This is a genomic window from Streptomyces sp. NPDC047108 (assembly GCF_040643575.1).
GTDB lineage: Bacteria > Actinomycetota > Actinomycetes > Streptomycetales > Streptomycetaceae > Streptomyces.
Genome location: NZ_JBEYUP010000015.1, coordinates 82,450 through 107,381, shown reverse-complemented (window position 1 = coordinate 107,381; position 24,932 = coordinate 82,450). Strand labels below are relative to the sequence as shown.

The following is a 24,932-nucleotide window of genomic DNA, read 5'->3' as shown; positions in this document are numbered from 1 at the left end:
CACCATGACCGGTCCGCCCGCCCATTACGGTTTGGGGCGCAGCCTCATCCCGGGACCGCCCGGGCTTTACGTGACCGACGCGAGGGACGGCCCGATGCCCCACGACCCGTTCGACTGGATCGACGAGCAGGCGCAGGCGCGCCGCCGCGCCGGGCTCGTACGCGCCCTGCGTCCGCGCGCCGCCGACTCAGCCCTTCTCGACCTGGCGAGCAACGACTACCTGGGTCTGTCCCGGCACCCCGAGGTCACCAGCGCGGCGGCCCATGCCGCGCGGAGATGGGGCGCGGGCTCCACCGGGTCGCGACTGGTCACCGGCACCACCGAGCTGCACGCCGAGCTGGAGAGCGAGCTGGCGGCCTTCTGCGGATTCGAGGCCGCGCTCGTGCTGTCCTCGGGGTACGCCGCCAACCTCGCCGCCGTCACCGCGCTCAGCGGGCGTGACACGCTCGTCGTCTCCGACGCGGCCAACCACGCCTCGCTGATCGACGGCTGCCGTCTCTCGCGCGCCGAGACCGCCGTCGTCCCGCACGCCGACCCGGGCGCGGTCGCCAAGTCGCTGGACGGGCACGAGGGACGGGCCCTCGCCGTCACCGACTCGATCTTCTCGGTGGACGGCGACGCGGCACCGCTGGCGGAACTCGCCGCCGCGTGCCGCGCGCACGGCGCCGCGCTGCTCGTCGACGACGCGCACGGTCTCGGTGTACTCGGCGACGGCGGGCGGGGCGCGCTGCATGCCGCCGGTCTCGCGGGTGCGCCCGACGTCGTCACCACGGTCACGCTGTCGAAGTCCCTGGGCAGTCAGGGCGGCGCCGTCCTCGGGCCGGCGCGGGTCATCGAGCATCTGGTGAACACGGCCAGGACCTTCATCTTCGATACCGGGCTCGCCCCGGCCGCCGCGGGTGCGGCGCTGGCGAGCCTGCGGATGCTGGCCCGTGAGCCGGAGCGCGCGGCACGGGCCCGTACGGTCGCCTCCGAACTGCACCGCCGGCTCACCGAGGCCGGTCTCGCCACGGTGCGGCCGGACGCGTCCGTGGTCTCCGTCCGGGCGCCGTCCCCGGACGCGGCGGTCCGCTGGGCCGCCGACTGCCGTGCCGCCGGGCTGGTGGTGGGCTGCTTCCGCCCGCCCTCCGTGCCCGACGGCATCTCCCGGCTGCGGCTGACCGCCCGTGCCGATCTCACGGACGGTCAGATCGAGGACGCCGTCGCGGTGATCACCGGAGCGGCACCGGCGGCCTGACGGATGCTCCCGGCCGCACACGGCGCCTGACGAGCACATCAGCTCCGGCGCTCGAACCTCCCCGCCCGGACCTCCCGCACGAACAACTCCCAAGCGGCGGGGGAGAAGAGGAGCGCGGGTCCTGCCGTGTCCTTGGAGTCGCGTACGGCCACGCGGAGCCCGGAGCGCCCGGGGCCGTCAGCGGTTCCCACGACGGTTGCGGGGCCGATGAGGGCCGTCTCCACGCAGTTGTTCATGCCGGTGCTGCGGCTGCTGCGCCGCCAGCTCAGGCCCTGCAGACGGTCACTGGAGCGTATGTACGGGGGGTGGGGGACGGGGTGTTCGTGGGGGGTGGGCACTGCGCCTCCTCAGGGCATCGCCGATGCCGGCGATGAAGGCCAACGAGTCGTCACACGGGAGGGCGCGCCCCCGCAGCGTGTCGAATGCCTCGCTGTACGCCCTGAGATCCTCTTTCCGTTCGAGGTAGAGACTACTCGTCAAGTGGTCAAGAACGACCACGTCCAGATCAGCACTGAGCGGAAATGAAAAAATAACGAAAGGGCCGGTGACTCCGATGTGCATGCCGTGCGCGAACGGCATGACCTGGAGCCGGACATGGGGCAGCGAACCGACCTCGACGAGGTGCTCGAGCTGCTCCGCCATCACCTCGGGGGACTCGACCTCGCGCCGCAACACCGCCTCGTCCAGCACCGCGTGGAGCTCCAGCGGAGGGTGCGCCCGCAGGACGTCCTGGCGCGCGATCCGTACGTCCACCAGCTCGTCGATGCGCGAGGCGGGAAGCGCGGCGAGCGCGGCGCGCGTCACGGCGCGGGCGTAGCGGCAGGTCTGGAGCAGCCCGGGCACGACCAGCGTCTCCAGCGTCCTGGCGCGCACGGCCTCCGCCTCCAGACTGATGAAGTCCCGGTAGGCGGAGGGCAGAAGCTCGCGGTAGGCGTGCCACCACGCGCGCTGACCGCCGTTGGCGTCGGAGTTGGCGAGCGCCGCGAGCAGCGAGCGGAGTTCGGGATCCGTCACCCCGTACACATCCAGCAGCCGGGTCACGTCCGCCGCCTTGACACCGCTGCGTCCCGTCTCGATCCGGCTCACCTTCGACTGGTGCCAGCCGGCCAGGCGGGCGGCCTCGCCGCTGGTCAGACCTGCCATGTCGCGCTGGCGCCGCAGCTCATCGCCGAGCTTGCGGCGGCGTACCGCGGGACCGTGCTGCATGGGATCCTCCCGCTCCTCCCGGTGCCGCTGCCGGGCGGCACCGCGCGCCCGCCCGTGCGTCAGTGTGAGCCCAAATACCGGTTTCCGGCGAAGAGTTCACTGCATCGAGGGACAGATATATGCACATCCCGGTGGATCGCCCCCCGCACCGGACGCATCGGTGGCAGTCTGGCCGAAGGAGTCGCCGGAGGGTGGCTCCGACGTCGTCTCCGTATGCGTACAACGCGTCGGACCCCGGGCCTCGGCGGGAAAGGGACCGCGTCCGCGATGGCAGACCATCATGAAGCATCCATCACCTATCCGAGCGACCCTGCCTCCGTCACGGCGGCCCGCCGGTACGTCAGTGCCGTGCTCGCGGAGTGGGGTCTGCCGGAGAGCGCGGAGTGCGCCGACACCGTGCGGCTCATCGTGTCCGAACTCGCCACCAACGCCGTGGTGCACACGCTCGGCCGGTCGCCCACCTTCACCGTGGACATCCGGCTCGACCGCGACGAGCGTCTGCGTATCGGTGTCACCGACAGCCATCCGCGAAGACCGAGGCGGCTGCCCGCCGCGGTACAGCAGGACAACGGCCGGGGCATGGTGATCATCCGCAGCCTCACGGCCGAGGCCGGCGGCAAGCTCTCCGTCACGCCGACGGCGGAGGGCGGAAAGACCGTATGGATCACCCTGCCCTGGCCGGTCCCGACCACATGAAGCCCCCGGCGTACGGCGGTCGTTGACGAGGGGCCTTTCCGGGGCGGCGCCCGGCGCGCAGGGGATCCGCGCGCCGGGCCGCCCGTTCCGAGGGTGGTGAGAGGAGCCTCAGTCGACCCGGCCGTAGGCGACGTCGTTCGACCAGATCGGATCGACCCTCACGACCGAACCGGCCTTGGGGGAGTGCACGACCTTCCCGTCGCCCGCGTAGATGCCCACGTGGTAGACCCCGCGTCCGGCGCCGAAGAAGACGAGGTCACCGGGGCGCCGGCCGGAGGCCGGGACGCGCCGGGTGGAGTTGTACTGCGCCGACGCGGTCCGGGGGAGCTGCTTGCCCACGGACTTGTACGCGTAGACGGTCAGGCCCGAGCAGTCGAAGCTCCCCGGGCCGGAGGCGCCGTAGCGGTAGGGCGCGCCCCGCTTGGAGTGTGCGGCGTTGAGCGCCCGTGTCCCGAGGTGCAGTTGCTTGCGGGCCTTCGGTGCCTTGGGGCGATGTGCGGGCTGCTTCGCCGCTTTGCCGGATCCGGCCTGCCTCGATGGTTCCTTCCTGGGCGGCTGGGACGGTTTGTGCCGGCTGTCCGGCTCGGCGGAGGAGGGTCCGCCGTCGGGCCGGGTGCCGGGCATGCCCGGCAGGGATCCCGGTGGTCTGCCGCCCGACGGGCCGTTCACGGACGGCTCGTCCCCGATCAGGGCGAACGGGTCGTCGCCTGAGATCTGCTGCTCGATCCCGGACGCTCCCGCCCCGGCCGTGCTGCTCTGGGTCCGGGACGAGTCGGGGCCGGGCGGCGGCACCGCGTACGCCTTCGACGCGGAGCCCGGCGCCAGGAGCGCGCCGCCGACAGCTGCCAGGGTGAGCGCCGAAGCGGCGCCGGCCCGGCCGAGGAGGGACGGGACTTGTGCATGCGCGGTCATGCGCACCCCTTCGTCAGCCGCCTGTGAAGGGTGACCTGTCGGGTTCGGGCAGGCGAAGAATGCCCGGCCGCCGCAGCGGCTTCACCCCAAGGAGCGCCGGTTGAACCGGTGCCCCGGACTGCTCGGGTCCTCCACTCCTGCCGATCCACTGGTGTCGACCGGGCATCCGCGCGGCGGCAGGACTCGGCGTCCGCGTGGACCGCCCCACCGCGATGGCGGGGGCTTGTCGTCTAACGGATCGTCACGCAACGACCGTCAGATTTCCGATCGAAACGGGCACTTACGGCCTTAGTCACATTTGAGGCATTTGGCGGCCCTGGGGGTGATCCGGTACGGGATCCAGCGCTCGGTCATGCCCCGTACCAGCGCGGGAGCGGTGTGCCGGGGGCCGCTCCCCGCGCTCGGATCGCAAGTCGATCAAGTCAATTCTGGGCCTGACGGTACGTCGATCGGGCGAACACGTTCGGCCGTACCGTGACGCCGCGTCGGGCGACGGTTCGTCAACTCCGCCCCTCCGGGGGGAGGGTGACACGTGTGGCACGCCGGTCGCCGTCAAGGACCCGCAACGCGCGCGCCAGCGTCGCGGCGTGGATCGAACTCTCCCCGCGCTCGTGCATCAGAGCCAGCGCGTCCCGCAGCGCGGCCGCCTTGCCGACGAGAGCCTGGGCGGCGCGCAGTCCGCCGTACGTGTCGGAGGAGCGGGCCGGGTTGATGCGGCCCACGAGGTCGAGCACATCGAGGTAACGGTCCACCAGATCGCCCTCAGCGCGCGTCAGGGCGGGCAGCGGCGGCAGTTCGGGCGGCAGCACGCCGCTCACCGCTCGCCGGCCGGGAGGCCGGGGGCCGCCTTGCGATGGGGCACCACGCGGTCGGCGAGCCCGTACGCCAGGGCCGCTTCGGCGTCCAGGACGGTGTCGCGCTCGAGGTCGGCGGCGATGCGCTCCGCCGGCTGCCCCGTGTGGTGTACGAGCAGTCCCTCCAGGAGCGCGCGCAGGCGCAGCAACTCCGCGGCCTGGACCTCCAGGTCGCTCACCTGGCCCTCGACCGGATCCGGCAGGGTCGGCTGGCGGAGGAGCGCACGGGAGCCGGGCAGCATCAGGCGTTTCCCGGGCGTGCCGGCGGCCAGCAGCACCGCGGCCGACGAGGCGGCCTGCCCCAGGCACACGGTCTCGATGTCGCAGCTGACGTACCGCATCGTGTCGTGGACGGCGCACATCGCGGTCGTCGAGCCGCCGGGGGAGTTGATGTAGAGCGAGATGTCCCGGTCGGGGGCGGCGTGTTCGAGGTGGATGAGCTGCGCCGTCACGTCGTTGGCCGCGGCGTCGTCGATCGGTGTTCCCAGCAGGACGATGCGCTCCTGGAGGAGCCTGGAGTACGGATCCGTCGTGCGGGTCCCGGAGCTGGTGCGCTCCGTGAACTCCGGCAGGACGGAGCGATCGGTCGGACGGTCCATGGTCGGCACCTCATCCCCTCGGGCGGCTGCGCAGCCTCTGTAAAAATGTACAGGACGTACAGACCCTTATGATGGGGGCATGGCGTACGAGATTCCGGTGACGCAAGCGCGCGCCGAGCTGGCCGACCTGATCAACCGCGTCGTCTACGGCGGGGAAAGGGTGGTCGTCACGCGCCACGGCAAGCCCCTCGTCGCGCTGGTGTCCGCCGCTGACCTGCAGCGACTCGAGGAAGCCGACCGCGGTGCCGATGAGGCCGGCGAGGAGCAGGTGATCAGCACCGTCTCGGCGGTCAGGGCCGGCGCGTCCGCTGCCGGCGAACGGCGCCGCTTCGGTATCGCGGCCGAGCACCGCGACCCGGCGGCCGGCGAGCGCGATCCGGGGCGTACGGAGCGCTAGAGACGTACGGAGCGCCAGAGACGTACGGAGCGCTGGATCTGGAACTGACGGACGTCATCTGGCTCCCGGCCGCCGGGCGGCGAAGGGCGCCGTACGCCACCCGTCCGCTACAGCGGATGACGTACGGCCCGTTCCCTGCGGCCCGTCGGGGCCGCGGCCTCAGGCGGCCGGTGCCGGAGCCGGCCGGCGCAGCTCGGACACTCCGGCGTCCCGCCGGTCGCGGTGCCTGCGCAGGGCGACCGCTGAGAGCCCGACTGCCGCCCACAGCGCCAGAGTTGTGGTCGCCGCGGCCGCCCCGTGCCCGTCGAAGAACGCCACCGAGCGAAGCAGGGTGCCGCCCGCGCCCGGAGGCAGCCACTGCCCGACGAGACCCGCGGGCTCCGGCAGCAGATGCGGGGCGGACGTGACTCCCGACCAGGGGTTGCCGAGCAGGACGATCAGCAGGGCGCCGACGCCGATACCCGCCCGCCCCAGGAGTGCGGCGCATCCGGCGACGGCCGCGCTCACGGCGAGGACCGTCAGGCTGAGCGCCCCGGCCTCCAGCCACCAGGGGCCGGTGATGACCGAGAGCCAGGTGTGAGCGATGGCCGTCACCACCAGCCCGGCCAGGAACGACGCACCGGTCAGTGCCGCTACGGCGCGTAGGCCGCGCAGACCCAGCAGCGTCACGACCGCCCCGGCGGCGACCCCGGCGAGTGACAGCGGCAGCAGGCTGGATCCCAGGGCCGCCCCGCGCGGGTCGGACGCGGGTGCGGCGACCACGTCGTCCGTCCGCGGCTCCGTGCCCGGCGGTGCCTGGTGGGAGACGGCCTCCTGGAGGAGCTGGGCGACGGCCGGGCTCGCAGCCGTCGCGGTCAGCAGCTTCGGGCCCCGTGCGGTGACCACCACGGCGCCGTAGACCTCGCGATCCTCGACGGCGGCGCGGGCGGCGGACTCGTCGGCATAGCGGTGGACGTCGAACGCACCCTCGCGCTCGGCGAGTTGGTGCCGGAGCGGCGCGGTCGCCGCGGCCGGCCCCGCTACTCCGACGGGGAGGTCGCGCGGGGCGATGCGGGCAGTGGGCCAGGCGAACGCCCACAGCGCCAGGGCGACGACGGCCGGGACGAGGAGGATCACCGTGAGCATCTTCCGGGCCGGCGGGACGGCCGGCCCGGCGGTGGCGGCAGCTGACATGGAGAGCGGCCCCTTCAAAAAGAATGATCGTTCGTTTTGTCTCTGCGGCCACTGTCCGTCCGGGGTGCCGCGCTTGTCAAGAAGGAACGTTCGTTTTAGTTTCGGAGCCATGGCCCGCGTATCCCAGGCACACCTCGACGCCCGCCGCCGGCAGATCCTCGACGGCGCCGCGCGCTGCTTCGCCCGCAACGGCTTCCACGCCACCTCCATGCAGGACGTCCTGCGGGAGGCCGGCCTGTCGGCCGGCGCCGTGTACCGCTACTTCAGCAGCAAGGAGGAGCTGATCGAGGCCATCGCTGACGAGGCGTTCGACACGATCCGCACCGCCTTCGCCGAGGCCGCGCGGGAGTCCCCGCCCCCACTCCCGGACGCGATCATCGGCCGCGTCGTCCGGCAGGTGTACGCGGGGCCCGGCGGCACTCCGGAGGGCGGCCGTCCCGCCTTCCCTCGCCTGATCCTCCAGGTCTGGGCCGAGACCCTCCGCAACGAACGCCTCTCCGCGACCCTCGACGAGGGCTATGCCACGCTGCGCGCCACCTGGATCGAGGTGGTCGAGAGCTATCAGCGGGCCGGACTCGTCCGCGCCGACGTCCCCGCCGACGACATCGCCCGCATCCTCATCGCCACGGTGCAGGGATTCATCGCCCAGCAGGCCCTCTTCGGCGAGGTCGACGTCGAGGTGCTGCAGCGAGGGCTGCGCGCCCTGATGTCGATGGACATCGGTGACCGCAGCAGTTAACGCCGCCGAAACGCCACGGAACTAGCCTGCGCAACGAGAGCGCACACCGGGCGGAGGTGGTGCACGACGGGCGGAGCCGCAGGTCGTGTTGCCACCGGCCCGGGGCCGGTGTGCGGTAGACCTGCTGATCACCCGCACCGGTGCCGCGGCCGGCCGGGCGCCGGCCCGGGCGTACGGGAGTCCCGGGCGTCCGGGAGTCCCGGGCGTCCGGGAGTCCCGGGTGTACGGGAGTGTCGAGGACTGTGAGGTGCCGAGCGTGCAACTGACCCCGCACGAGCAGGAACGGCTGCTGATCCATGTGGCCGCCGACGTGGCCGAGAAGCGCCGGGCCCGCGGAGTGAAGCTGAACCACCCCGAGGCCGTCGCCCTCATCACCGTGCACATCCTCGAAGGTGCCCGCGACGGCCGGACCGTGGCCGAACTGATGTCCTCGGGACGCAAGGTGCTCACGCGCGACGACGTCATGGACGGCATCCCCGAGATGATCCACGACGTCCAGGTGGAGGCGACCTTCCCGGACGGCACCAAGCTCGTCACCGTCCACGACCCGATCGCCTGAGGGGAGCGCGCGCATGATCCCGGGAGAAGTGCTGTACGCGGACGGCCCCGTCGTCCAGGGCGAGGGCCGCCCCGTCATCCGGCTGACCGTCCTCAACGCCGCCGACCGGCCCGTTCAGGTCGGCTCCCACTACCACTTCGCCGAGGCCAACCCCGGCCTGGAGTTCGACCGTGCCGCCGCCCGCGGCCTGCGGCTGAACATCCCTGCTGGCACCGCCGCCCGCTTCGAACCCGGCATCCCCGCCGAGGTCGAACTCGTGCCGATCGGGGGCCTGCGGATCGTCGCGGGCCTGCGCGGCGAGACCGGAGGTCCGCTCGATGGCTGAACTCTCCCGCGCCGCGTACGCCGACCTCTTCGGGCCGACCACCGGCGACCGCATCCGCCTCGCCGACACCGACCTCCTCGTGGAGATCGAACGCGACCTGGCCGGAGGGCCCGGGACGGCGGGCGACGAAGCGGTGTTCGGCGGCGGCAAGGTGATCCGCGAGTCGATGGGCCAGGCCCGTACGACCCGGGCCGAGGGCGCGCCCGACACCGTCGTCACCGGCGCCGTGGTCATCGACCACTGGGGTGTCATCAAGGCGGACGTCGGCATCCGCGACGGCCGGATCAGCGGCATCGGCAAGGCCGGCAACCCCGACACCATGGACGGTGTGGACCCCGGTCTCGTCATCGGGCCCGAGACCGAAGTCATCGCCGGCAACGGCAAGATCCTCACCGCGGGCGCCATCGACGCTCATGTGCACTTCATCTGCCCGCAGATCGCCGACGAGGCTCTCTCCGCCGGGATCACCACGCTCATCGGCGGCGGTACGGGTCCGGCCGAGGGCACCAAGGCGACCACCATCACGCCCGGCCCGTGGCACCTGGCCCGGATGTTCGAGGCGCTGGAGGCCTACCCGCTCAACATCGGGCTGCTGGGCAAGGGGAACACGGTCTCGGCCGACGCCATGCACAGCCAACTTCGCGGCGGAGCTCTGGGGTTCAAGATCCATGAGGACTGGGGTGCCACCCCGGCCGCCATCGCCGCCTGCCTGGACGTGTGCGAGGTGACGGGTGCTCAGCTCGCCATCCACACCGACACCCTGAACGAGGCGGGCTTCGTCGGCGACACCCTCGCGGCCATCGACGGGCGTTCCATCCACGCGTACCACACCGAGGGTGCCGGGGGCGGGCACGCACCGGACATCATCACCGTCGTCGCCGAGCCCAACGTCCTTCCCAGTTCGACGAATCCGACCAGGCCGCACACCGTCAACACCGTCGAGGAACACCTCGACATGCTGATGGTCTGTCACCACCTCAACCCGGCCGTGCCGGAGGACCTCGCGTTCGCCGAGTCCCGGATCCGGCCCTCCACCATCGCGGCCGAGGACGTGCTGCACGACCTCGGCGCCATCTCGATCATCTCCTCCGACTCCCAGGCGATGGGGCGCGTCGGCGAAGTCGTGCTGCGCACCTGGCAGACCGCGCACGTGATGAAGCGCCGCCGGGGCGCGCTGCCCGGCGACGGGAACGCGGACAACCGGCGCGCCCGGCGATACGTGGCCAAGTACACGATCAACCCCGCCACAGCCCAGGGCCTCGACCACGAGATCGGCTCGGTGGAGACCGGCAAGCTCGCCGATCTGGTGCTCTGGGATCCGGCGTTCTTCGGTGTGAAGCCCCAACTCGTCATCAAGGGCGGCCAGATCGCGTATGCGCAGATGGGCGACGCCAACGCGTCGATTCCCACGCCGCAACCCGTGATGCCCCGGCCGATGTTCGGCGCGACGGGCCGGGCCCCGGCCGCCAACTCGTTCAACTTCGTGGCTCCGGCGGCGATCGAGGACGACCTGCCCGAACGGCTGGGGCTCGGCAAGCGGTTCGCCCCGATCCGCAGCACACGGGGCGTCGGCAAGGCTGACATGCGCGAGAACGACGCCTGCCCGCGCGTCTCGGTCGACCCCGACACCTTCACGGTCACGGTCGACGGCGAGCCGGTCGATCCGGAGCCCGCGACCGAACTGCCCATGGCCCAGCGGTACTTCCTCTTCTGAGCCGGGGGCCGGAGACCATGAGCAGCACCGTGGACAGCACCACCACGCCTCCTGCCGCACCGCGTGCGGATTCCGGTCGCGCTGACGAGGCGACTCCGTCCCTGGTGGACGCGCCGGCCTCCCGTAGCTCCGCCGGCACGGGCGGGGGCGCGGGCGCGTACGGGGACGCCGGCACCGACGGGGACGCGGGCCCGGCGAACAGCACCGCCCCGCACCCCGCGCGCGCCGCCCTCCTCGTCCTCGCCGACGGCCGGTTCCCCGCCGGGGGCCACGCGCACTCCGGCGGTGCCGAGGCCGCCGTCGCGGCGGGGCGGATCACGGACGCCGCGACCCTGGAGGCGTACTGCCGCGGCCGGTTGCACACCGCCGGCCTCACCGCGGCCGGGCTCGCGGCGGCCGCCGCCGCGGGCATGGACCCGCTCCTGGTGGACGAGGCGGCCGACGCCCGTACGCCCGTACCCGCGCTCCGTACGACTGCCAGGCGCCTCGGACGGCAGATGATGCGCGCCGCCCGGGCCGCCTGGCCGTCCCCCGCACTCGACGCGCTGGCGGCGGCCCGGCCGCGCGGTGCGCACCAGCCCGTCGTCCTCGGCGTCGTCGCGCGCGCCGCCGGCCTCACGCCGCACGACGCAGCACACATCGCGGCGTACGAGTCCGTCGGCGGGCCGGCAACCGCCGCCGTACGGCTCCTGGGACTCGACCCCTTCCAGGCCACAGCCGTGCTGGCCGGGCTCGTCCCGGAACTGGACCGCGTCGCCGCGCAGGCCGCCGAGGCCGCGGGCCGCGCACGCACCGAAGGCATCGGCGCGCTGCCCGCCGCGTCGGGTCCGCTCGCCGACATCGCCGCCGAACGCCACGCCGCCTGGTCCGTACGCCTCTTCGCCTCCTAGCCGCAGCCCGTACGGGCTGCCCCTGCCGCCCGCCGACCTCGTCACCCACCCACCGGAGCCGTCATGCACCTCGACCACGCGGAGACCTTCCCCCAGCGGCACACCTACAGCGCCCCGGCGGCCACGCGCCCCGACGGCACCCGCCGGGCCCTGCGCATCGGCCTCGGCGGGCCCGTCGGCTCCGGCAAGACCGCGACCGTGGCGGCGCTGTGCCGCACCCTGCGCGAGGAGTTCTCCGTCGCCGTCGTCACCAACGACATCTACACGCGCGAGGACGCCGACTTCCTGCTCCGCCATGCCGTGCTCCCCGCCGAGCGCATCACGGCCGTCGAGACCGGCGCCTGCCCGCACACCGCGATCCGCGACGACATCTCCGCGAACCTGGAGGCCGTCGAGGACCTGGAGGACGCGGTCGGGCCGCTGGACCTCGTCCTCGTCGAGTCCGGCGGCGACAACCTGACCGCCACCTTCTCGCGCGGCCTGGTCGACGCCCAGATCTTCGTCATCGATGTCGCGGGCGGGGACGACATCCCGCGCAAGGGCGGCCCGGGCGTGACCACCGCCGACCTGCTCGTCGTCAACAAGACCGATCTCGCCCCGTACGTGGGGTCCGACCTCGACGGCATGGCGCGTGACGCGCGCGCCCAGCGTGGCGAACTGCCCGTCGCCTTCACCTCCCTGACCGGCGAGGACGGGGTGAAGCCGGTCGCCGACTGGGTGCGCGAGAAGCTCACTGCCTGGACCGCCGCCCCGATGGCCCCGGTCACGGCGGCCGCGGATCCCGCGTGAGCGCCACGAGCGTACGAGCCGCCGCGCGCATCACCGCCGTGCCCGACGGACGCGGTGGCACCGCCCTGCCCGTCCTGGAGAGCGAGGCGCCGCTCGCGCTGCGCCGCGTCCGCGCCCACGCGCCGGAGGCGGCGGTCTGCGTCATCGGGGCCATGAGCGCCCCGCTCGGCGGCGACCGGCTCCGGGTCGACGCGACGGCCGAGCCAGGCGCGGTGCTCCGGGTGACGGCGGCCGCGGCGACCGTCGCCCTCCCCGGTCGTGACCCCGCCCCCGCGGCCTACGACGTCGGGCTGTCCGTGGGGGAGGATGCGGTACTGCGGTGGTTGCCGGAGCCGTTGATCTCCGCGCGGGGCAGCGATCTGCGGATGACGACGCAGATCGATCTCGCACCCACCGCCCGCCTGGTCCTGCGCGAGGAACAGGTGCTGGGGCGCACGGGGGAGGATCCGGGGCGTCTCCACACCCGGATCACGGTCCGCAGGGGCGGCCAAACGCTCCTCGATCAGGAGACCGCGTACGGTCCCGGCGTGCCCGGCTGGGACGGTCCCGCCGTCCTCGGGGGGCGGCGCGCCGTGGGTCAACTGCTCGTCGTGGCACCGGAGTTCGAGGACGGGCCGCCCGGGCCGCAGGTCCTCGGGGAGGGGGAGGGAGCCGGCGAGGCCGTCCTCGCGCCGCTGGCCGGACCCGCCGTGCTCGTGACCGCCGTCGCCCCCGACGCCCTCGGCCTGCGCCGACTGCTCGACGCGGCCATGAAGTTGTCGGCTTGGTAAAGAACAAGCGTACGATCTATCGCTCAGAGGCGAGAAGACGAAAGGATCCCCCTGCAAACCTGTGATCATTGCCGCATTGACCGCGGCGCACCAAGCAGGGGGAAACATCGTGAGACGCAGTGCGGTGCTCGGCTCTGCCGGCACTTTGATAGCGGGAACGCTGGTCGTGGGCGCCATGGTCGCCCCGAACGCCAGCGCCGGGCAGCAGAAGTCCCGTGACGCCGAAGCCCGGGGCGTATCGCTCGCGGCGGCCCGGGCCGCGAAGAAGGGCATCGACTGGAAGGACTGTCCCAAGGACTGGGGGCTGGAGAAGCCCGTCCAGTGCGGCTGGGTCACCGTTCCGCTCGACTACGCCAAGCCCAACGGCAAGACCATCAAGATCGCCGTCGACCGGGCCCGTTCGACCGGCAAGGCCGGTGAGCGCCAGGGCTCGCTCCTCTACAACCCCGGCGGCCCCGGCGGTTCGGGCCTGCGCTTCCCGCTCCGGGTCACGACCAAGAACCCGCTGTGGGAGAAGACCGCGAAGGCGTACGACTTCGTGGGCTTCGATCCGCGCGGCGTGGGCCACTCCGCGCCCATCTCCTGCATGGACCCGCAGGAGTTCGCCAAGGCGCCGAAGCTCGACCCGGTGCCCGACAGCGAGGCCGACAAGCGGGCGCAGCGCAAGCTGGCCAAGGAGTACGCGGACGGCTGCAAGGAGCGCAGCGGTGCGATGCTCCGGCACATGACCACCCCGAACACCGCACGCGACCTGGACGTCATCCGGGCCGCCCTCGGTGACAAGAAGCTCAACTTCATCGGGGTCTCCTACGGCACCTACCTGGGCGGCGTGTACGCCACGCTCTTCCCGGGACACGTCCGCCGCATGTTGGTGGACAGCGTGGTCAACCCGTCGCGGGAGAAGATCTGGTACCAGGCCAACCTGGACCAGGACGTGGCGTTCGAGATGCGGTGGGACGACTGGAAGGCGTGGGTCGCGAAGAACGACGCCGCCTACCACATCGGCGACACCCCGGAGAAGGTCCAGCAGCAGTGGGAGAAGCTGCGGGCCGCCGCGAAGAAGAACCCGATCGGTGGGGTCGTCGGCCCGGCCGAGCTGCTCGGTTTCTTCCAGAGCGCGCCGTACTACGACTCGGCGTGGACCGAGGTCGCGGGCGTGTGGAGCAAGTACCTCGCCGGTGACGAGAAGGCGCTCGTCGAGGCCGCAGGTCCGGACATGTCCGACACCGCGGGCAACATCTCGTCGGAGAACGGCACCGCCGTCTACACCGCCGTCGAGTGCGCCGACGCCAAGTGGCCGACCAGCTGGAAGCGGTGGGACCGGGACAACACCCGGCTCCACAAGGACTACCCCTTCCTCACCTGGTCCAACGCATGGCTGAACCTGCCGTGCGCCACCTGGCCCGACCGTCAGCAGACCCCGCTGAACGTCAAGACCGGCAAGGGTCTGCCGCCGGTGCTCATCGTGCAGTCCACGCGTGACGCCGCCACCCCGTACGAGGGCGCCGTCGAACTGCACAAGCGCCTGGAGGGCTCGCGCCTCATCACCGAGAAGGACGCCGGATCCCACGGGGTCACCGGCCTGGTCAACCCCTGCATCAACGACCGGGTCGACGGCTACCTGCTGAAGGGCAAGATCGACAGCAAGGACGTCACGTGCAAGCCGCACGAGACGCCGAAGCCGGAGGCCGGTGAGTCCGCCGCGAAGGCGAAGGCCGCCAAGGCGGACCTGCCCGCCGTGCACTGACGCCTACGGCGAGGCTGACACGACAGCGAAGCGGGGACGGCCGGAAGCTTCCGGCCGTCCCCGCTCCGTTGCGTCCGGGCGGACGCCTGGGCGTCCGAGCGGAGTCGCGTGTCCTCGTGGCTCCTAGCGGCGGAGCCGCGCCTTGCGCCGCTGCTGCGCCTGCGCCGCGGCTTCGGCCTCCTGCTCGGCCTTGACCTCCGGGGCGTAACGGTCGACGTACTCCTGTCCGGAGAGCTCCATGATCTCGTACATGATCTCGTCCGTGACCGCGCGCAGCGCCGTCCGCTCGTCGGCCATGCCGTCGTAGCGCGAGAAGTCCAGGGGCTCGCCGAACCGGATGGTGACCCGGCCGATGCCGAAGCGGGGGATGACGCGGCCGGGCGGCTGGAGTTCGAAGGTGCCGACCATCGCGCAGGGCACGACCTTGACGCCGCCCTTGAGTGCCATCGCCGCCACGCCCACTCGGCCCTTGTAGAGGCGTCCGTCGTGGGAGCGGGTGCCCTCGGGGTAGATGCCCAGCAACTCGTCCTTGGAGAGCACGCCGAGACCTTCGGTGATCGCTGCCTGGGCGGCGTTCCTGCCCGATCGGTCGACGGGGATCTGGCCCGCGCTGCGGAAGAAGAACGCGGTGAGCCGGCCCTTGATGCCGGGACCGGTGAAGTACTCCGCCTTCGCGAGGAAGGTGATCCGGCGCTTGAGCATCGTCGGCATCAAGAAGTGGTCGGAGAACGACAGATGGTTGCCCGCGATGATCGCAGGGCCCTCCTCCGGCACATGCTCCAGACCCTCGATCCTGGGGCGGAACACCAGTCGCAGCAGTGGCCCGATCAGCACGTACTTGAGCACGTAGTAGAACACGCGGGCGTTCCTCAGCCTTCCGGATCGTCTCAGACCTGGGTCCTTCCAGGTCAACGGCGCTTTTCGGGGGGTCAGTCTAATTGCAGGCCCCGCCGGGTGTAAGCACCTCTCCTTGTCTCGATCCTGTCCTGATGCCGTTCATTGCTGACAAGTCATCAGGAAGCGGGTGATGGGGCGCCGAGCGGACGACGGAGGGAGGGGTGCGTACGAGGGGTGGTGCGTGAGGCGCGGGTGGGCGCGTCGCCACCGGTGCCGCGGTCCCTCCCGTGGCTGCTGTCATGAGATTTCCGTGATTCACCGTCACATTCGGATACGAGCGGGCATTCTGGAACGCGTTCCGGACCGGTCGGGTCCGGCCATGGGGGGGAGTGCGTCATGGGTGGCGAGGAACGCGGTGCGCTGGGAACACTGGTCAGAGTGCTCAGTCTGACGACCCTGACGGTCGTCTACAGCGGAAGTCTGCTGATCACCTACCGGCAGCTGCAGGCGAGGCCGGTGCTGGAGGGCGTCATCGGGGCCCCGGACTGGGCTCGTGCGGTCCTGGTCATGGGACTGGTCATCGGCGGCGGACTGGGTACGGCGGCCGCCATCGTCGATGCGCGCCGCGAACTGCCGAGCTGGTTCCTGACGACGGCGGGGGTGGCCGCGGCTCTCGCCTGGAGCCTCTGGGCCTCGCACAGCGAGGGCGAGGACGGAGTGCACATGCTCTTCGCGGCCGCCGCTCCCGCGACCAGCCTGCTGGTGTGGGCCGAGCTGATGCGCCAGTTCCGCAACCAGCGCCGGCCTACGGCCGCCGTGTGACGGGTGTCCGGCGACCGGTGAGGCGTCGACTGCCGGGCCGGTGGGGCGTCGACCGCCAGGCGTGGCCGCATGGCGCTGAGCTCGCGCTTGCCGCGGGCGAGCTGTCCGATTCTGACCATCGTCGCTCGGGAATGCACCTCGTCGGGACGCACAGGGCGGATGAGGCTTGAGGAGCCATCGGGCGGACAACCGGTCCGCCCTCCGCACTCCTGGGAAGCGCCCGTCATGAACAACAAGGACCTGGTCCTCAAAGCCGTGGGCGAGCTGTTCGGCGACAAGGACCCCTCAGCGGTGGATCGTTGGGTCGCACCGACGTACCGCCAGCACAGTGCCCTCGCCGGCGACGGCCCCGAGGCGCTGCGCGATCTCGTCGCCTCGCTCGGCGACGACTTCCGCTACGAGCGGGCCCGGGTCGTCGCCGACGGCGACCTGGTCGTGCTGCACGGCGTCTACCACGGCTTCGGCCCGGAGCCGCTCGTCGCCTTCGACATCTTCCGTGTGGAGGACGGCAGGCTCGCCGAGCACTGGGACGCGCTGGTGCCCTACGTCGAGCACACCGTCAGCGGCCGCTCCCAGACCGACGGCCCGGACCGCGTCGGCGACCCGGAGGCCACGGAGGCGAACCGCGCGCTGGTCACCGAGTACGCCGAGAAGGTGCTGAAGGGCGCCGACTACACGCTGTCCACCCACTTCACCTCCAGCGAGACCTATCTGCAGCACAACCCCGAGGCAGGTGACGGTCTGGAGGGATTCGGCGCCGCGGCGGCGCGGTGGGCCGAACGGGGCAAGAAGGTCGTCTACTCGGCGATCCACAAGGTTCTCGCGGAGGGCGACTTCGTGCTCGTCGTCGGCGAGGGCGAGTTCGGCGTCCCGGTCGCCTACTACGACCTCTTCCGCCTCGCCGACGGAAAGATCGTCGAGCACTGGGACGCGATCCCGCCGATCCCCGCCGAACTCCCGCACGACAACGGCCTGTTCTGAACCGTCCTGTGTGCACACGTGCCGTCGCACGCCCGGCACCCGTACCGCCCGTGAGGAAGCACCGCATCATGGCCGCACCCATGACCGACGAAGAATGGCGCGCCTTTCTCGGCGAGGGCACCCGCACCGCGAAGGTCGCCACCACCCGCGCCGACGGCAGCCCGCATGTCGCACCCGTCTGGTTCCTGCTGGACGGCGGTGATCTCGTCTTCAACACCAGCAGGACGTCCGTGAAGGGGCGGAGCCTCCTCCGCGACGGACGGCTCGCGCTCTGCGTGGACGACGACCGGCCCCCGTTCTCCTTCGTCGTCGTCCACGGCGTCGCGAAGGTGAGCGAGGACCGGCCGGAGGTGAGTCACTGGGCCACGCGGATCGCCGCCCGTTACGTGGGCGAGGCGCAGGCACCGGCGTACGGGGCCCGCAACAGCACCGCCGAGATCCTGCTCGTACGGGTGTCCATCGAGAAGGTCCTGGCGATCCGCGGCATCGCCGACTGACCGGAGGTGCCTGTGTCCTGTGACCCCGAATCCGAGCAAGCAGCTTTCGCCGTCGAGGAGTTCGAGCGGCGGCGCAGTCAGCCGACCGCCACCCAGCGCCCGCCTCCGTGGTATGCGGCGGTCTCGGCCCTGTGTCCGTTCCTGGCCACGGCCACCCCCGATCTGGTGCCGATGCTCCACCTGGAGCGCTGACGGTCGTCGTACTGACGGGTGAGTTCAGCCGGCGCGGACGGAGCCTGCTGGGCCTCCCGCCCCCGCCCGAGCCGCGCGGACCGATCCCGCCGGAGCAGAGTGCGGCCCGGTCTCCATTCCCGCCGGAGCAGGGAGCGGCCCGGTCTCCATGGCCCGGATTCCTGGTGGTACTGGGCGTGTTGATGGTGTTCCTCACGGGGTTCGGCCTGCTGCTGGTGCGTATCCCGTACGGGCATCTGCTGCTGGGCGTCGCGGTCGGGGCGGCGGCCTTGGTGCAACGGCGCCGCTCTCCCGCGTGGCTGACGCGGCTCGGCCGTTCCCGCGCGCCGTAGGCGACCGGCGGGGCCGGCCCCTGCCGGTCGCGCCACTCGATCAGGCCGCCGCTTCGTGGGCCTTGGCCTTGGCCCGTCACGCCGGGCAGCCCTGAGGGCTGCGTCACCGGCCCGGCTCAGCGGGCAGGGGGAGCGCTCGCCGCGCGCTACGTCGTGTGCGTGTGCTCCGTCGCCACCACACCGATGGTGATCAGGCCCAGCACGACCCAGCCGAACCAGAGCCAGCCGCTGCTTCCGAGGGCCACGGTGTAGGCGGTCACCAGGACCAGGGCCGCCAGCGTCAGAACTGTCATGGTCTTCGCAGATCCGGGCATCCCGCATCCTCCTCCCGGCAGCCCCGAGCACCGGATGCTCCGGGCGCGGCCAGAAGACCATGGTCCCCCCACCAGGGCCCGTACCGCTACTGTCCGGTCGGCAAGCATGGGCGATCAGCGGCCGGAGACGCCCTCCGACAGCGGCCGGAGACGCCCTCCGACAGCAGCCGGAGGGCGTCTCCGGCCGCAGTGCTGCCGTGGCGCGGGGTCAGCGCCCGCGGGCCTGCAAGGACGCGAGATAGGCGTTGTACGCCTCGAGCTCCTTGTCCCCGTCCCGGTCCGCGGCCCGGTCCGTCCGCCGCGCCTGCCGCTGCTCGGACCGGTACCACTGGTAGACCAGCGCCACGAGCACGACCACGGACGGGATCTCGCTGAAGGCCCACGCGATACCGCCCGCCCACTGCTGGTCCTCCAGCGCGTCGATGCCCAGCGAGGCCGGCGGGTTCTCGTACGTGCCGACCATCGGCGAGGTCGCCATCATCAGCGCGATCCCGAAGAAGGCGTGGAAGGGCATCCCGGAGAAGAGCTCCAGCATCCGCATCACATAGCCCGGGCGGTGCGGGCCGGGGTCCACGCCCATGATCGGCCAGAAGAACACGAGCCCCACGGCGAGGAAGTGCACCATCATCGCGATGTGCCCGGGTTTGCTGCCCATGAGGGTGTCGAAGAGCGGGGTGAAGTAGAGCGCGTACAGGCTGGCGATGAACAGCGGGATGGTGAAGGCCGGATGGGAGACGATCCGGACGTACCGGCTGTGCAGCAGGGCCACCAGCAGCTCGCGCGGCCCCTTCCGCCCGCGCGGGGCCGACGGCAGCGCGCGGAGCGCCAGCGTGATCGGTGCGCCGAGCAGCAGCAGGATCGGGGACAGCATGCTGATCACCATGTGCTGCACCATGTGCACGCTGAACATGACCATGCCGTAGTCGTTCAGCGCGGTGCACATCACGAGCGCGATGGTGAGCACACCGACGACGAACGAGACCGTACGGCCCACCGGCCAGGCGTCTCCGCGCCGCCGCAGCCTGACGACCGCCCATGCGTAGAGCCCGAGCGCGAGCAGACAGCCGACCAGGAAGAACGGCTCTCCGGTGAACGCGAGGCCCCTCCCGAGCGTGAACGGCGGCAGGTCCATCGTCATGCCGTGCCCGCCGTGCCCGCCGTGATCCATCCACTCGCTCCTGTTTCGCACCGATGCGTCCGCCCCAGACTAGAACCGCCCCCGGCCGGGACTCCGGCCGGGGGCGGCTTGCGTCGTACGACCCGGTGCGCGGCGCGGCGTCAGGTCGTGAGCGCCGTTGTCACAGCACGCACTCGGCCTCGATGTAGCGCTCGGCCGGGACGGTCTTGAGGGTCTCCACGGCCTCGGCCAGCGGCACGAGCGTGATCTCGGTGCCGCGCAGGGCCGTCATCATCCCGAAGTCGCCCCGGTGCGCAGCCTCCACGGCGTGCCAGCCGAAGCGCGTGGCGAGCACCCTGTCGTACGCGGTGGGGGTTCCACCGCGCTGGACATGGCCGAGGATGACGGCGCGGGCCTCCTTGCCCAGGCGCTCCTCGAGTTCGATGGAGAGCTGCTGGGCCACGCCGGCGAAGCGCTCGTGACCGTAGATGTCCTTGCCGCCCTCGTCGAACCGCATCGAGCCCTCGCGCGGCTTGGCGCCCTCGGCGACCACGACGATCGCGAACTTCTTGCCCGCGGAGAAGCGTTTGCCGACGAGCTCGGTCAACTCGTCGATGTCGAAGGGCCGCTCGGGGACGACGATGGCGTGCGCGCCGGCCGCCATGCCCGAGTGCAGCGCGATCCAGCCGGTGTGGCGGCCCATGACCTCGACGATCAGGACGCGCTGGTGGGACTCGGCGGTGGTCTTCAGCCGGTCCAGGGCCTCCGTCGCGACGCCCACGGCGGTGTCGAAGCCGAAGGTCACGTCGGTCGAGGCGATGTCGTTGTCGATCGTCTTCGGAACGCCGACGATCGGCAGGCCGGCGTCGGAGAGCATCCGCGCCGCCTTGAGGGTGCCCTCGCCGCCGATCGGGATGATCGCGTCGAGCCCCAGCTCGGCGACGTGCCCCTTGGCCCGCTCCACACCGTCCCGCAGATGCGCGGGCTGGACCCGGGACGAGCCGAGGATGGTGCCGCCCCGCGCCAGGATTCCGCCCACGGCGTCGAGGTCGAGCTTTCGGTAGTCGCACTCCAGGAGGCCCTTCCAGCCGTCCTGGAAGCCGATGACGTCGTCACCGTGGTCCGCCACGGCGCGGTGCACCACGGAGCGGATGACGGCATTCAGACCGGGGCAGTCGCCGCCGGATGTGAGCACACCAATGCGCATTGCTCGAAATACCTCTGGGAACGTCTGGGCCGGCGGCCGGACCCCCTCGTCCGGCTGGACTCGCTCAACTCTACAAGCGGCGGCCACCCTATCGACGCACGGCGACGCATGCCCGCTCTGTCCACCAGGCGGGACGGAAGACCACCAGATGGGACGGCGCGGGACAGACCGTCCGCGCGACGGGCGGCGCGTAGGCGGCCTGTGCGCCGACGGGTGCTCGTACGCGCCCTGGGGAGCCCCGCCCGACGAAGCCGCACGCCAGAAGAGCCGCACGCCAGAGGAAACGACTCCGGCGCGCCAGGCGGAGAATCCTGGCGCGCCGGACTGCTCGATGCCGTGCCGTCAGGCGGGCTGGGTGGCGGCGGCGATCCGCTCCTCGCGCAGCGCCTCGTACCAGTGGTCGTCGACCGGCGGCAGGGCGTTCACGTCGAGGGCCAGCTTCAGCAGCAGGTCCGCGATCTGCGGATTGCGGGCCAGCACGGGGCCGTGCATGTACGTGCCGAAGACGGTGTCGTGGAAGGCGCCCTCGTAGCCGTCCCCGGTGCCGTTGCCGTTGCCGAACCGGACCTTGGCGAAGGGCCGCGCGGTCGGGCCCAGGTGCGTGATGCCCTGGTGGTTCTCGAAGCCGGTCAGCGGTGCCAGATTGAGCTGCGGGTCGATGTCCGCCAGTACGTCACCGACGCAGCGGGCGCCCTCGCCGCGGGTGCTCACCACGTCCAGCAGGCCGAGGCCGGGCTCGCGCTCGCCGAGGTCGTTGATGAACTCGTGGCCCAGGATCTGGTAGCCCGCGCAGACGGAGAAGACGATCGCGCCGTTGGCCACCGCGCGGTTCAGCCCGCCGTCGCGGCGCAGCCGCTCGGCCGCGAGCCGCTGCGGCCGGTCCTCGCCCCCGCCGATCAGGTAGATGTCGCCCGAGGTGGGCAGCGGCTGGTCGGACCGTACGTCGACACGGGACACCGACAGGCCCCGCTGCTGGGCCCGCCGTTCCACGACCAGGGCGTTGCCCTGGTCGCCGTAGGTGCTCAGCAGGTCCGGGTAGACCCACACCAGGCGCAGACTGGTCTCGCTCATGCTCGCTCGTCCTTGTCCAAGTCTCGTTCGGGTCCGGTCAGTTGCCGACGCGGCGGCGCAGGTCCTGGAACGCGGTGTAGTTCGCGATCGTCTCGATCCGGCCGGGCGGGCAGAGCCGTACGGCCTCGTCGAGGGTGTCGCAGACGCGGAAGTCCAGGCCAGCGACCTCCAGCCGGACCGCGAGGTCCAGCCTGCGGTCGCCGATGACGCAGATCGGGTGCCCGGCGAGCCGGGTGTAGTCCACGTCCCACAGCCAGGAGGTGTCGGTCCCGTCCGCGCCGCGCGCGTTCACCGAGAGGATCACGGGCGTGGGCGGCGGGTCGATCAGCGAGAACGTCTCGAGCCAGCCGGCCGGGTTCTTCGCCAGCAGCAGCCGCAGCTCGCGGCCGTCGAAGGTGACGACGTCGTAGCGCCCGGCCACCGCCTGCACCTGGTACATGCGCTCCAGCGCGACCTGGGGCGGCACCCCGAAGTGGGCGGCCACGGCGGCGGAGGTCGTGGCGTTGGCCTTGTTGGCCCGGCCCGGGAGCTGGAGATGGATCGGCCATGCCGAACCGTGCGGGTCCAGTACGTGGTCACCGTTGAGGGCCCAGGTGGGGACCGGGCGGCGGAAGCCGCAGTCGCCGCACATCCAGTCCTCGCCGGGGCGCTGCAGCACGCCGCCGCAGGAAGGGCAGGACCAGGCGTCGTCCTTCCACTCCTGGCCGGCGGCGACCCAGACCACGTTGGGCGAGGAGGAGGCGGCCCAGACCACGAGCGGGTCGTCGCAGTTGGCGATCACCGTGGCCTTGTTGCCGGACAGCCCCTCGCGCCACTTCTCGGCGAGCATGCGGGTCTCGGCCGCGCGGTCGAGCTGGTCGCGGGAGAGGTTGAGCAGGGCGATGGCCTTCGGCGTGACGTCCGATGCGACCCCGGCCAGGTACTTCTCGTCGACCTCGATCACGCCGTACCGGGCGTCGGAGCCGCCGGCGAGGGCGGAGGTGATGCCCGCGGGCATGTTGGCGCCCAGCGCGTTGGAGACGACCGGGCCGCTCGCCCGCAGCGCCTCGGCGATCAGCCGGGTGGTGGTGGTCTTGCCGTTGGTCGCCGAGACCAGGACGACGTCGAGGTGCCGGGCCAGCCGGGCCAGCAGATCGGGGTCGAGCCTGAGCGCCACCTTTCCGCCGATCACCGATCCGCTGCCGCGTCCCGCCGCACGCGAGACCGCCGCCGCGGCTCTGCCCGCCGTCACGGCCAGCTTGGCCCGCGGGGACAGCGGCTCCGAATTGTCCGTCATCGTCCTGGTTCCTCCTTGCATCCGGTGCCGCGCCCGCCCCCGGTCCGTCGGTGGAACGCCCCGCCACGCCGACTCGCCGACCGGGAGGCTCCGTTCGGGGATCAGCCTATCGAGATCCGGCCTCCGGCCCGAACCGCAACCCCCGGCTTACCAGCCGGTCCCGGCCCGGACCGTACGCTTGGCCCGTGCGACACAGTGCCATTCCCGGCAGTTCCGGACTCGTGCGGCCCATGCGGCTGCTCGGGGATCCGGTGCTGCACGCCCCCTGCGAGGAGATCACCGCCTTCGACGGGGCGCTCGCCCAGCTCGTCGAGGATCTCTTCGCGACGATGTACGCCGCCCAGGGGGTCGGGCTCGCGGCGAACCAGGTCGGGCTTCCGCTGCGCGTGTTCGTCTACGACTGCCCCGACGACGAGGACCGCCGCCACCTCGGGCACGTGGTGAACCCCCGGCTCGTCGAGACCGGCGGTGTGAGCGTCAGGGGCCCTGAGGGATGCCTGTCCCTCCCCGGCCTCGAGGCGGGGACGCGTCGCTTCGACCGCGCGGTGGTCGAGGGCTTCGACCGTACGGGTGAGCCGGTCAGGGTCGAGGGGACCGGCTTCTTCGCACGCTGTCTGCAGCACGAGACGGACCACCTGGACGGGACGGTCTACACCGACCGGCTGACCGGGCTGCGGCGCGTCCGCGCGCTGCGGGCGGCACGGCGCGCGCGGTGGGCGGGTCCGGCGCCGGTGTCGCAGGACCGGGATCCGTCGTAGGCAGAGGCCTGCCGTAGGACGGGGGCGTCGTAGGACGGGACGGGGGCGTTCCGTCGTCGTCACGCAAGGGTTCGCCTGAGGCGGCAGCCCATGGCGCGGAGCGGTTCGCTTCGTGCGGGCCGTCCCGGGAGCCGGACCGCCCGTCTCAGAAGCCGGGGCCGCCGACGCGGTCGCCCGCCGCGGCCAGCCGGCCCCACAGCAGGTCGGCCAGGTGGCGCACCAACTGGGCGCGGGAGCAGGGGCGTTCGCGCAGCCACCAGTCGCCCGCCGCGTGCATCATGCCGACGATGCCGTGGCCCCAGACCCGCGCCAGCTCGTCGCTGCCGGGGCCGAGGTCGACCCGCTCGGCGATGACCTGCGCCAGTTCCTCTCCCATCCGGCGCAGCAGCGGCGCGGAGTGGCGGCCGACGTCGAAGCCCTGGTCGCCGGTCTGGATGTCGTCCGAGGGGTGCATCAGGAAGCGGTAGACCTGCGGACGGGCCTCGATGGCGGAGAGGTAGGTGTCCAGCGTTCGCTCGACCCGGTCCCGGCGGTCGGACGGGGCGTCGAGGGCGGCGCGGAGTCCGGCGAGCAGGGCGTCGGTGTGCCGTACGGCGAGGGCGCGGTAGAGCCCGCCCTTGTCCCCGAAGTGGCGGTAGAGGATCGGCTTGGTGATTCCGGCCTCGGCGGCGATGGCGTTCATGGACGCGCCGGGACCGTCACGCAGCACCACACGGTCCGCGGCCTCCAGCAGTTCCTTGCGGCGCCGCGCTGCCGCGCGCTGCTGGTCTTCCCGCTGACTGGTCTCCATGAGGTGTCACTCCCCGCCCGTGCGCTTGCTCGTGCCCGCAACGTAACACCTGGCCAGGTGCCCGAACTGGTGGGGAGCAGGGAGTTGACAGTGCTTACTGGCCGGTAACAGACTGTGGTTACCGCAAGTAA

29 protein-coding genes, 2 pseudogenes and 1 riboswitch are annotated in these 24,932 nt (G+C 72.0%); of the genes and pseudogenes, 17 read left to right on the top strand and 14 right to left on the bottom strand.

Translation table 11 applies throughout. The annotated features are described in order from the left end of the window. Positions 1–94: 94 nt before the first annotated feature. Positions 95–1,237, top strand: coding sequence for an 8-amino-7-oxononanoate synthase (locus tag ABZ822_RS24865; protein ID WP_360858294.1), 1,143 nt, complete (start codon positions 95–97; stop codon positions 1,235–1,237). 38 nt (positions 1,238–1,275) lie between these two features. On the opposite strand, the gene ABZ822_RS24860 is transcribed toward ABZ822_RS24865, so the two are convergent. Continuing rightward, a complete protein-coding gene (locus ABZ822_RS24860) occupies positions 1,276–1,533 on the bottom strand; it encodes a DUF397 domain-containing protein (RefSeq protein WP_360858446.1) in 258 nt (85 codons plus the stop codon). Continuing rightward, on the bottom strand, positions 1,520–2,443 hold the full coding sequence (locus ABZ822_RS24855) for a helix-turn-helix transcriptional regulator (RefSeq protein WP_360858291.1): 924 nt from the start codon (positions 2,441–2,443) through the stop codon (positions 1,520–1,522). Before ABZ822_RS24855 ends, ABZ822_RS24860 begins: the two co-directional genes overlap by 14 nt. Before the next feature lie 267 nt (positions 2,444–2,710). Here ABZ822_RS24855 and ABZ822_RS24850 point away from each other — a divergent pair, with 267 nt between their 5' ends. Then, positions 2,711–3,139 (top strand): ATP-binding protein, encoded by a 429-nt coding sequence (locus tag ABZ822_RS24850; protein WP_360858288.1) that lies wholly within the window; start codon positions 2,711–2,713, stop codon positions 3,137–3,139. Between the two features lie 108 nt (positions 3,140–3,247). Here the strand turns inward: ABZ822_RS24850 and ABZ822_RS24845 are convergent. The 4 genes and pseudogenes from ABZ822_RS24845 to ABZ822_RS24830 all read right to left on the bottom strand — a co-directional run. Further along, positions 3,248–3,586 (bottom strand): annotated as a pseudogene (locus ABZ822_RS24845) (C40 family peptidase); the annotation flags it as partial. Positions 3,587–3,937: 351 nt separating this feature from the next. After that, a pseudogene (locus tag ABZ822_RS24840) lies at positions 3,938–4,051 on the bottom strand (NlpC/P60 family protein); the annotation flags it as partial. Positions 4,052–4,053: 2 nt separating this feature from the next. Beyond that, positions 4,054–4,221: riboswitch (cyclic di-AMP (ydaO/yuaA leader) on the bottom strand. 330 nt (positions 4,222–4,551) lie between these two features. Then, the gene (locus ABZ822_RS24835) at positions 4,552–4,860 is read right to left on the bottom strand and encodes a hypothetical protein (protein ID WP_360858443.1); all 309 of its coding nucleotides are present in this window, start codon (positions 4,858–4,860) and stop codon (positions 4,552–4,554) included. A gap of 5 nt (positions 4,861–4,865) precedes the next feature. Continuing rightward, the gene (locus ABZ822_RS24830; protein ID WP_360858285.1) at positions 4,866–5,504 is read right to left on the bottom strand and encodes an ATP-dependent Clp protease proteolytic subunit; all 639 of its coding nucleotides are present in this window, start codon (positions 5,502–5,504) and stop codon (positions 4,866–4,868) included. Positions 5,505–5,583: 79 nt separating this feature from the next. On the opposite strand from ABZ822_RS24830, the gene ABZ822_RS24825 reads away from it, so the two are divergent. Further along, the gene (locus tag ABZ822_RS24825) at positions 5,584–5,901 is read left to right on the top strand and encodes a type II toxin-antitoxin system prevent-host-death family antitoxin (protein ID WP_360858282.1); all 318 of its coding nucleotides are present in this window, start codon (positions 5,584–5,586) and stop codon (positions 5,899–5,901) included. 159 nt (positions 5,902–6,060) lie between these two features. Here ABZ822_RS24825 and ABZ822_RS24820 read toward each other — a convergent pair whose 3' ends face one another. After that, positions 6,061–7,074: an ABC transporter permease gene (locus tag ABZ822_RS24820; RefSeq protein WP_360858279.1), complete on the bottom strand. Its 1,014-nt coding sequence runs from the start codon at positions 7,072–7,074 to the stop codon at positions 6,061–6,063. 109 nt (positions 7,075–7,183) lie between these two features. Between ABZ822_RS24820 and ABZ822_RS24815 the strand changes: the two genes are divergently transcribed. From ABZ822_RS24815 to ABZ822_RS24780, 8 genes are all read left to right on the top strand, one after another. Next, the gene (locus ABZ822_RS24815; RefSeq protein WP_360858276.1) at positions 7,184–7,813 is read left to right on the top strand and encodes a TetR/AcrR family transcriptional regulator; all 630 of its coding nucleotides are present in this window, start codon (positions 7,184–7,186) and stop codon (positions 7,811–7,813) included. Between the two features lie 256 nt (positions 7,814–8,069). Beyond that, entirely contained in the window at positions 8,070–8,372 is a 303-nt protein-coding gene (locus ABZ822_RS24810; RefSeq protein WP_360858440.1) for an urease subunit gamma, read from the top strand. A gap of 13 nt (positions 8,373–8,385) precedes the next feature. After that, on the top strand, positions 8,386–8,697 hold the full coding sequence (locus ABZ822_RS24805; RefSeq protein WP_360858273.1) for an urease subunit beta: 312 nt from the start codon (positions 8,386–8,388) through the stop codon (positions 8,695–8,697). After that, positions 8,690–10,411 (top strand): urease subunit alpha, encoded by a 1,722-nt coding sequence (locus ABZ822_RS24800; RefSeq protein WP_360858270.1) that lies wholly within the window; start codon positions 8,690–8,692, stop codon positions 10,409–10,411. The genes ABZ822_RS24805 and ABZ822_RS24800 overlap by 8 nt, the downstream gene beginning before the upstream one ends. A 17-nt stretch (positions 10,412–10,428) precedes the next feature. Next, entirely contained in the window at positions 10,429–11,301 is an 873-nt protein-coding gene (locus ABZ822_RS24795) for an urease accessory UreF family protein (protein ID WP_360858268.1), read from the top strand. 63 nt (positions 11,302–11,364) lie between these two features. Then, positions 11,365–12,090: an urease accessory protein UreG gene (ureG, locus tag ABZ822_RS24790; protein WP_360858264.1), complete on the top strand. Its 726-nt coding sequence runs from the start codon at positions 11,365–11,367 to the stop codon at positions 12,088–12,090. Continuing rightward, positions 12,087–12,860 (top strand): urease accessory protein UreD, encoded by a 774-nt coding sequence (locus ABZ822_RS24785; protein ID WP_360858261.1) that lies wholly within the window; start codon positions 12,087–12,089, stop codon positions 12,858–12,860. The genes ureG and ABZ822_RS24785 overlap by 4 nt, the downstream gene beginning before the upstream one ends. 109 nt (positions 12,861–12,969) lie before the next feature. Next, positions 12,970–14,607, top strand: a complete 1,638-nt coding sequence (locus ABZ822_RS24780) for an alpha/beta hydrolase (RefSeq protein ID WP_360858258.1) — start codon at positions 12,970–12,972, stop codon at positions 14,605–14,607. A 123-nt stretch (positions 14,608–14,730) separates the two neighbouring features. Here ABZ822_RS24780 and ABZ822_RS24775 read toward each other — a convergent pair whose 3' ends face one another. Then, positions 14,731–15,465: a lysophospholipid acyltransferase family protein gene (locus ABZ822_RS24775; protein ID WP_360858255.1), complete on the bottom strand. Its 735-nt coding sequence runs from the start codon at positions 15,463–15,465 to the stop codon at positions 14,731–14,733. 417 nt (positions 15,466–15,882) lie between these two features. Between ABZ822_RS24775 and ABZ822_RS24770 the strand changes: the two genes are divergently transcribed. From ABZ822_RS24770 to ABZ822_RS24750, 5 genes are all read left to right on the top strand, one after another. Further along, a complete protein-coding gene (locus ABZ822_RS24770; RefSeq protein WP_360858252.1) occupies positions 15,883–16,266 on the top strand; it encodes a hypothetical protein in 384 nt (127 codons plus the stop codon). A 225-nt stretch (positions 16,267–16,491) separates the two neighbouring features. Further along, positions 16,492–17,247 (top strand): nuclear transport factor 2 family protein, encoded by a 756-nt coding sequence (locus ABZ822_RS24765; protein WP_360858249.1) that lies wholly within the window; start codon positions 16,492–16,494, stop codon positions 17,245–17,247. A gap of 68 nt (positions 17,248–17,315) precedes the next feature. Further along, complete coding sequence (locus tag ABZ822_RS24760; protein WP_360858247.1) at positions 17,316–17,744, top strand: PPOX class F420-dependent oxidoreductase; 429 nt, start codon at positions 17,316–17,318, stop codon at positions 17,742–17,744. A 12-nt stretch (positions 17,745–17,756) separates the two neighbouring features. Then, the gene (locus ABZ822_RS24755) at positions 17,757–17,936 is read left to right on the top strand and encodes a hypothetical protein (RefSeq protein ID WP_360858243.1); all 180 of its coding nucleotides are present in this window, start codon (positions 17,757–17,759) and stop codon (positions 17,934–17,936) included. A 176-nt stretch (positions 17,937–18,112) separates the two neighbouring features. Further along, positions 18,113–18,268, top strand: coding sequence for a hypothetical protein (locus ABZ822_RS24750; protein ID WP_360858240.1), 156 nt, complete (start codon positions 18,113–18,115; stop codon positions 18,266–18,268). Between the two features lie 146 nt (positions 18,269–18,414). On the opposite strand, the gene ABZ822_RS24745 is transcribed toward ABZ822_RS24750, so the two are convergent. The 5 genes from ABZ822_RS24745 to ABZ822_RS24725 form a co-directional block, all read right to left on the bottom strand. After that, positions 18,415–18,582: a hypothetical protein gene (locus ABZ822_RS24745; RefSeq protein WP_360858237.1), complete on the bottom strand. Its 168-nt coding sequence runs from the start codon at positions 18,580–18,582 to the stop codon at positions 18,415–18,417. Between the two features lie 208 nt (positions 18,583–18,790). After that, positions 18,791–19,750: a cytochrome c oxidase assembly protein gene (locus ABZ822_RS24740; RefSeq protein ID WP_360858234.1), complete on the bottom strand. Its 960-nt coding sequence runs from the start codon at positions 19,748–19,750 to the stop codon at positions 18,791–18,793. Positions 19,751–19,880: 130 nt separating this feature from the next. Further along, the gene (locus ABZ822_RS24735) at positions 19,881–20,906 is read right to left on the bottom strand and encodes a 6-phosphofructokinase (RefSeq protein WP_360858231.1); all 1,026 of its coding nucleotides are present in this window, start codon (positions 20,904–20,906) and stop codon (positions 19,881–19,883) included. Between the two features lie 342 nt (positions 20,907–21,248). Beyond that, the gene (locus ABZ822_RS24730) at positions 21,249–21,977 is read right to left on the bottom strand and encodes a glutamine amidotransferase (protein ID WP_360858228.1); all 729 of its coding nucleotides are present in this window, start codon (positions 21,975–21,977) and stop codon (positions 21,249–21,251) included. A gap of 37 nt (positions 21,978–22,014) precedes the next feature. After that, positions 22,015–23,253: a MurT ligase domain-containing protein gene (locus tag ABZ822_RS24725; RefSeq protein ID WP_360858225.1), complete on the bottom strand. Its 1,239-nt coding sequence runs from the start codon at positions 23,251–23,253 to the stop codon at positions 22,015–22,017. A gap of 185 nt (positions 23,254–23,438) precedes the next feature. On the opposite strand from ABZ822_RS24725, the gene def reads away from it, so the two are divergent. Beyond that, positions 23,439–24,011, top strand: a complete 573-nt coding sequence (def, locus tag ABZ822_RS24720; RefSeq protein WP_360858222.1) for a peptide deformylase — start codon at positions 23,439–23,441, stop codon at positions 24,009–24,011. A 145-nt stretch (positions 24,012–24,156) separates the two neighbouring features. Here the strand turns inward: def and ABZ822_RS24715 are convergent, their stop codons facing one another. Then, positions 24,157–24,801, bottom strand: coding sequence for a TetR family transcriptional regulator (locus ABZ822_RS24715; protein ID WP_360858219.1), 645 nt, complete (start codon positions 24,799–24,801; stop codon positions 24,157–24,159). Positions 24,802–24,932 lie beyond the last annotated feature (131 nt).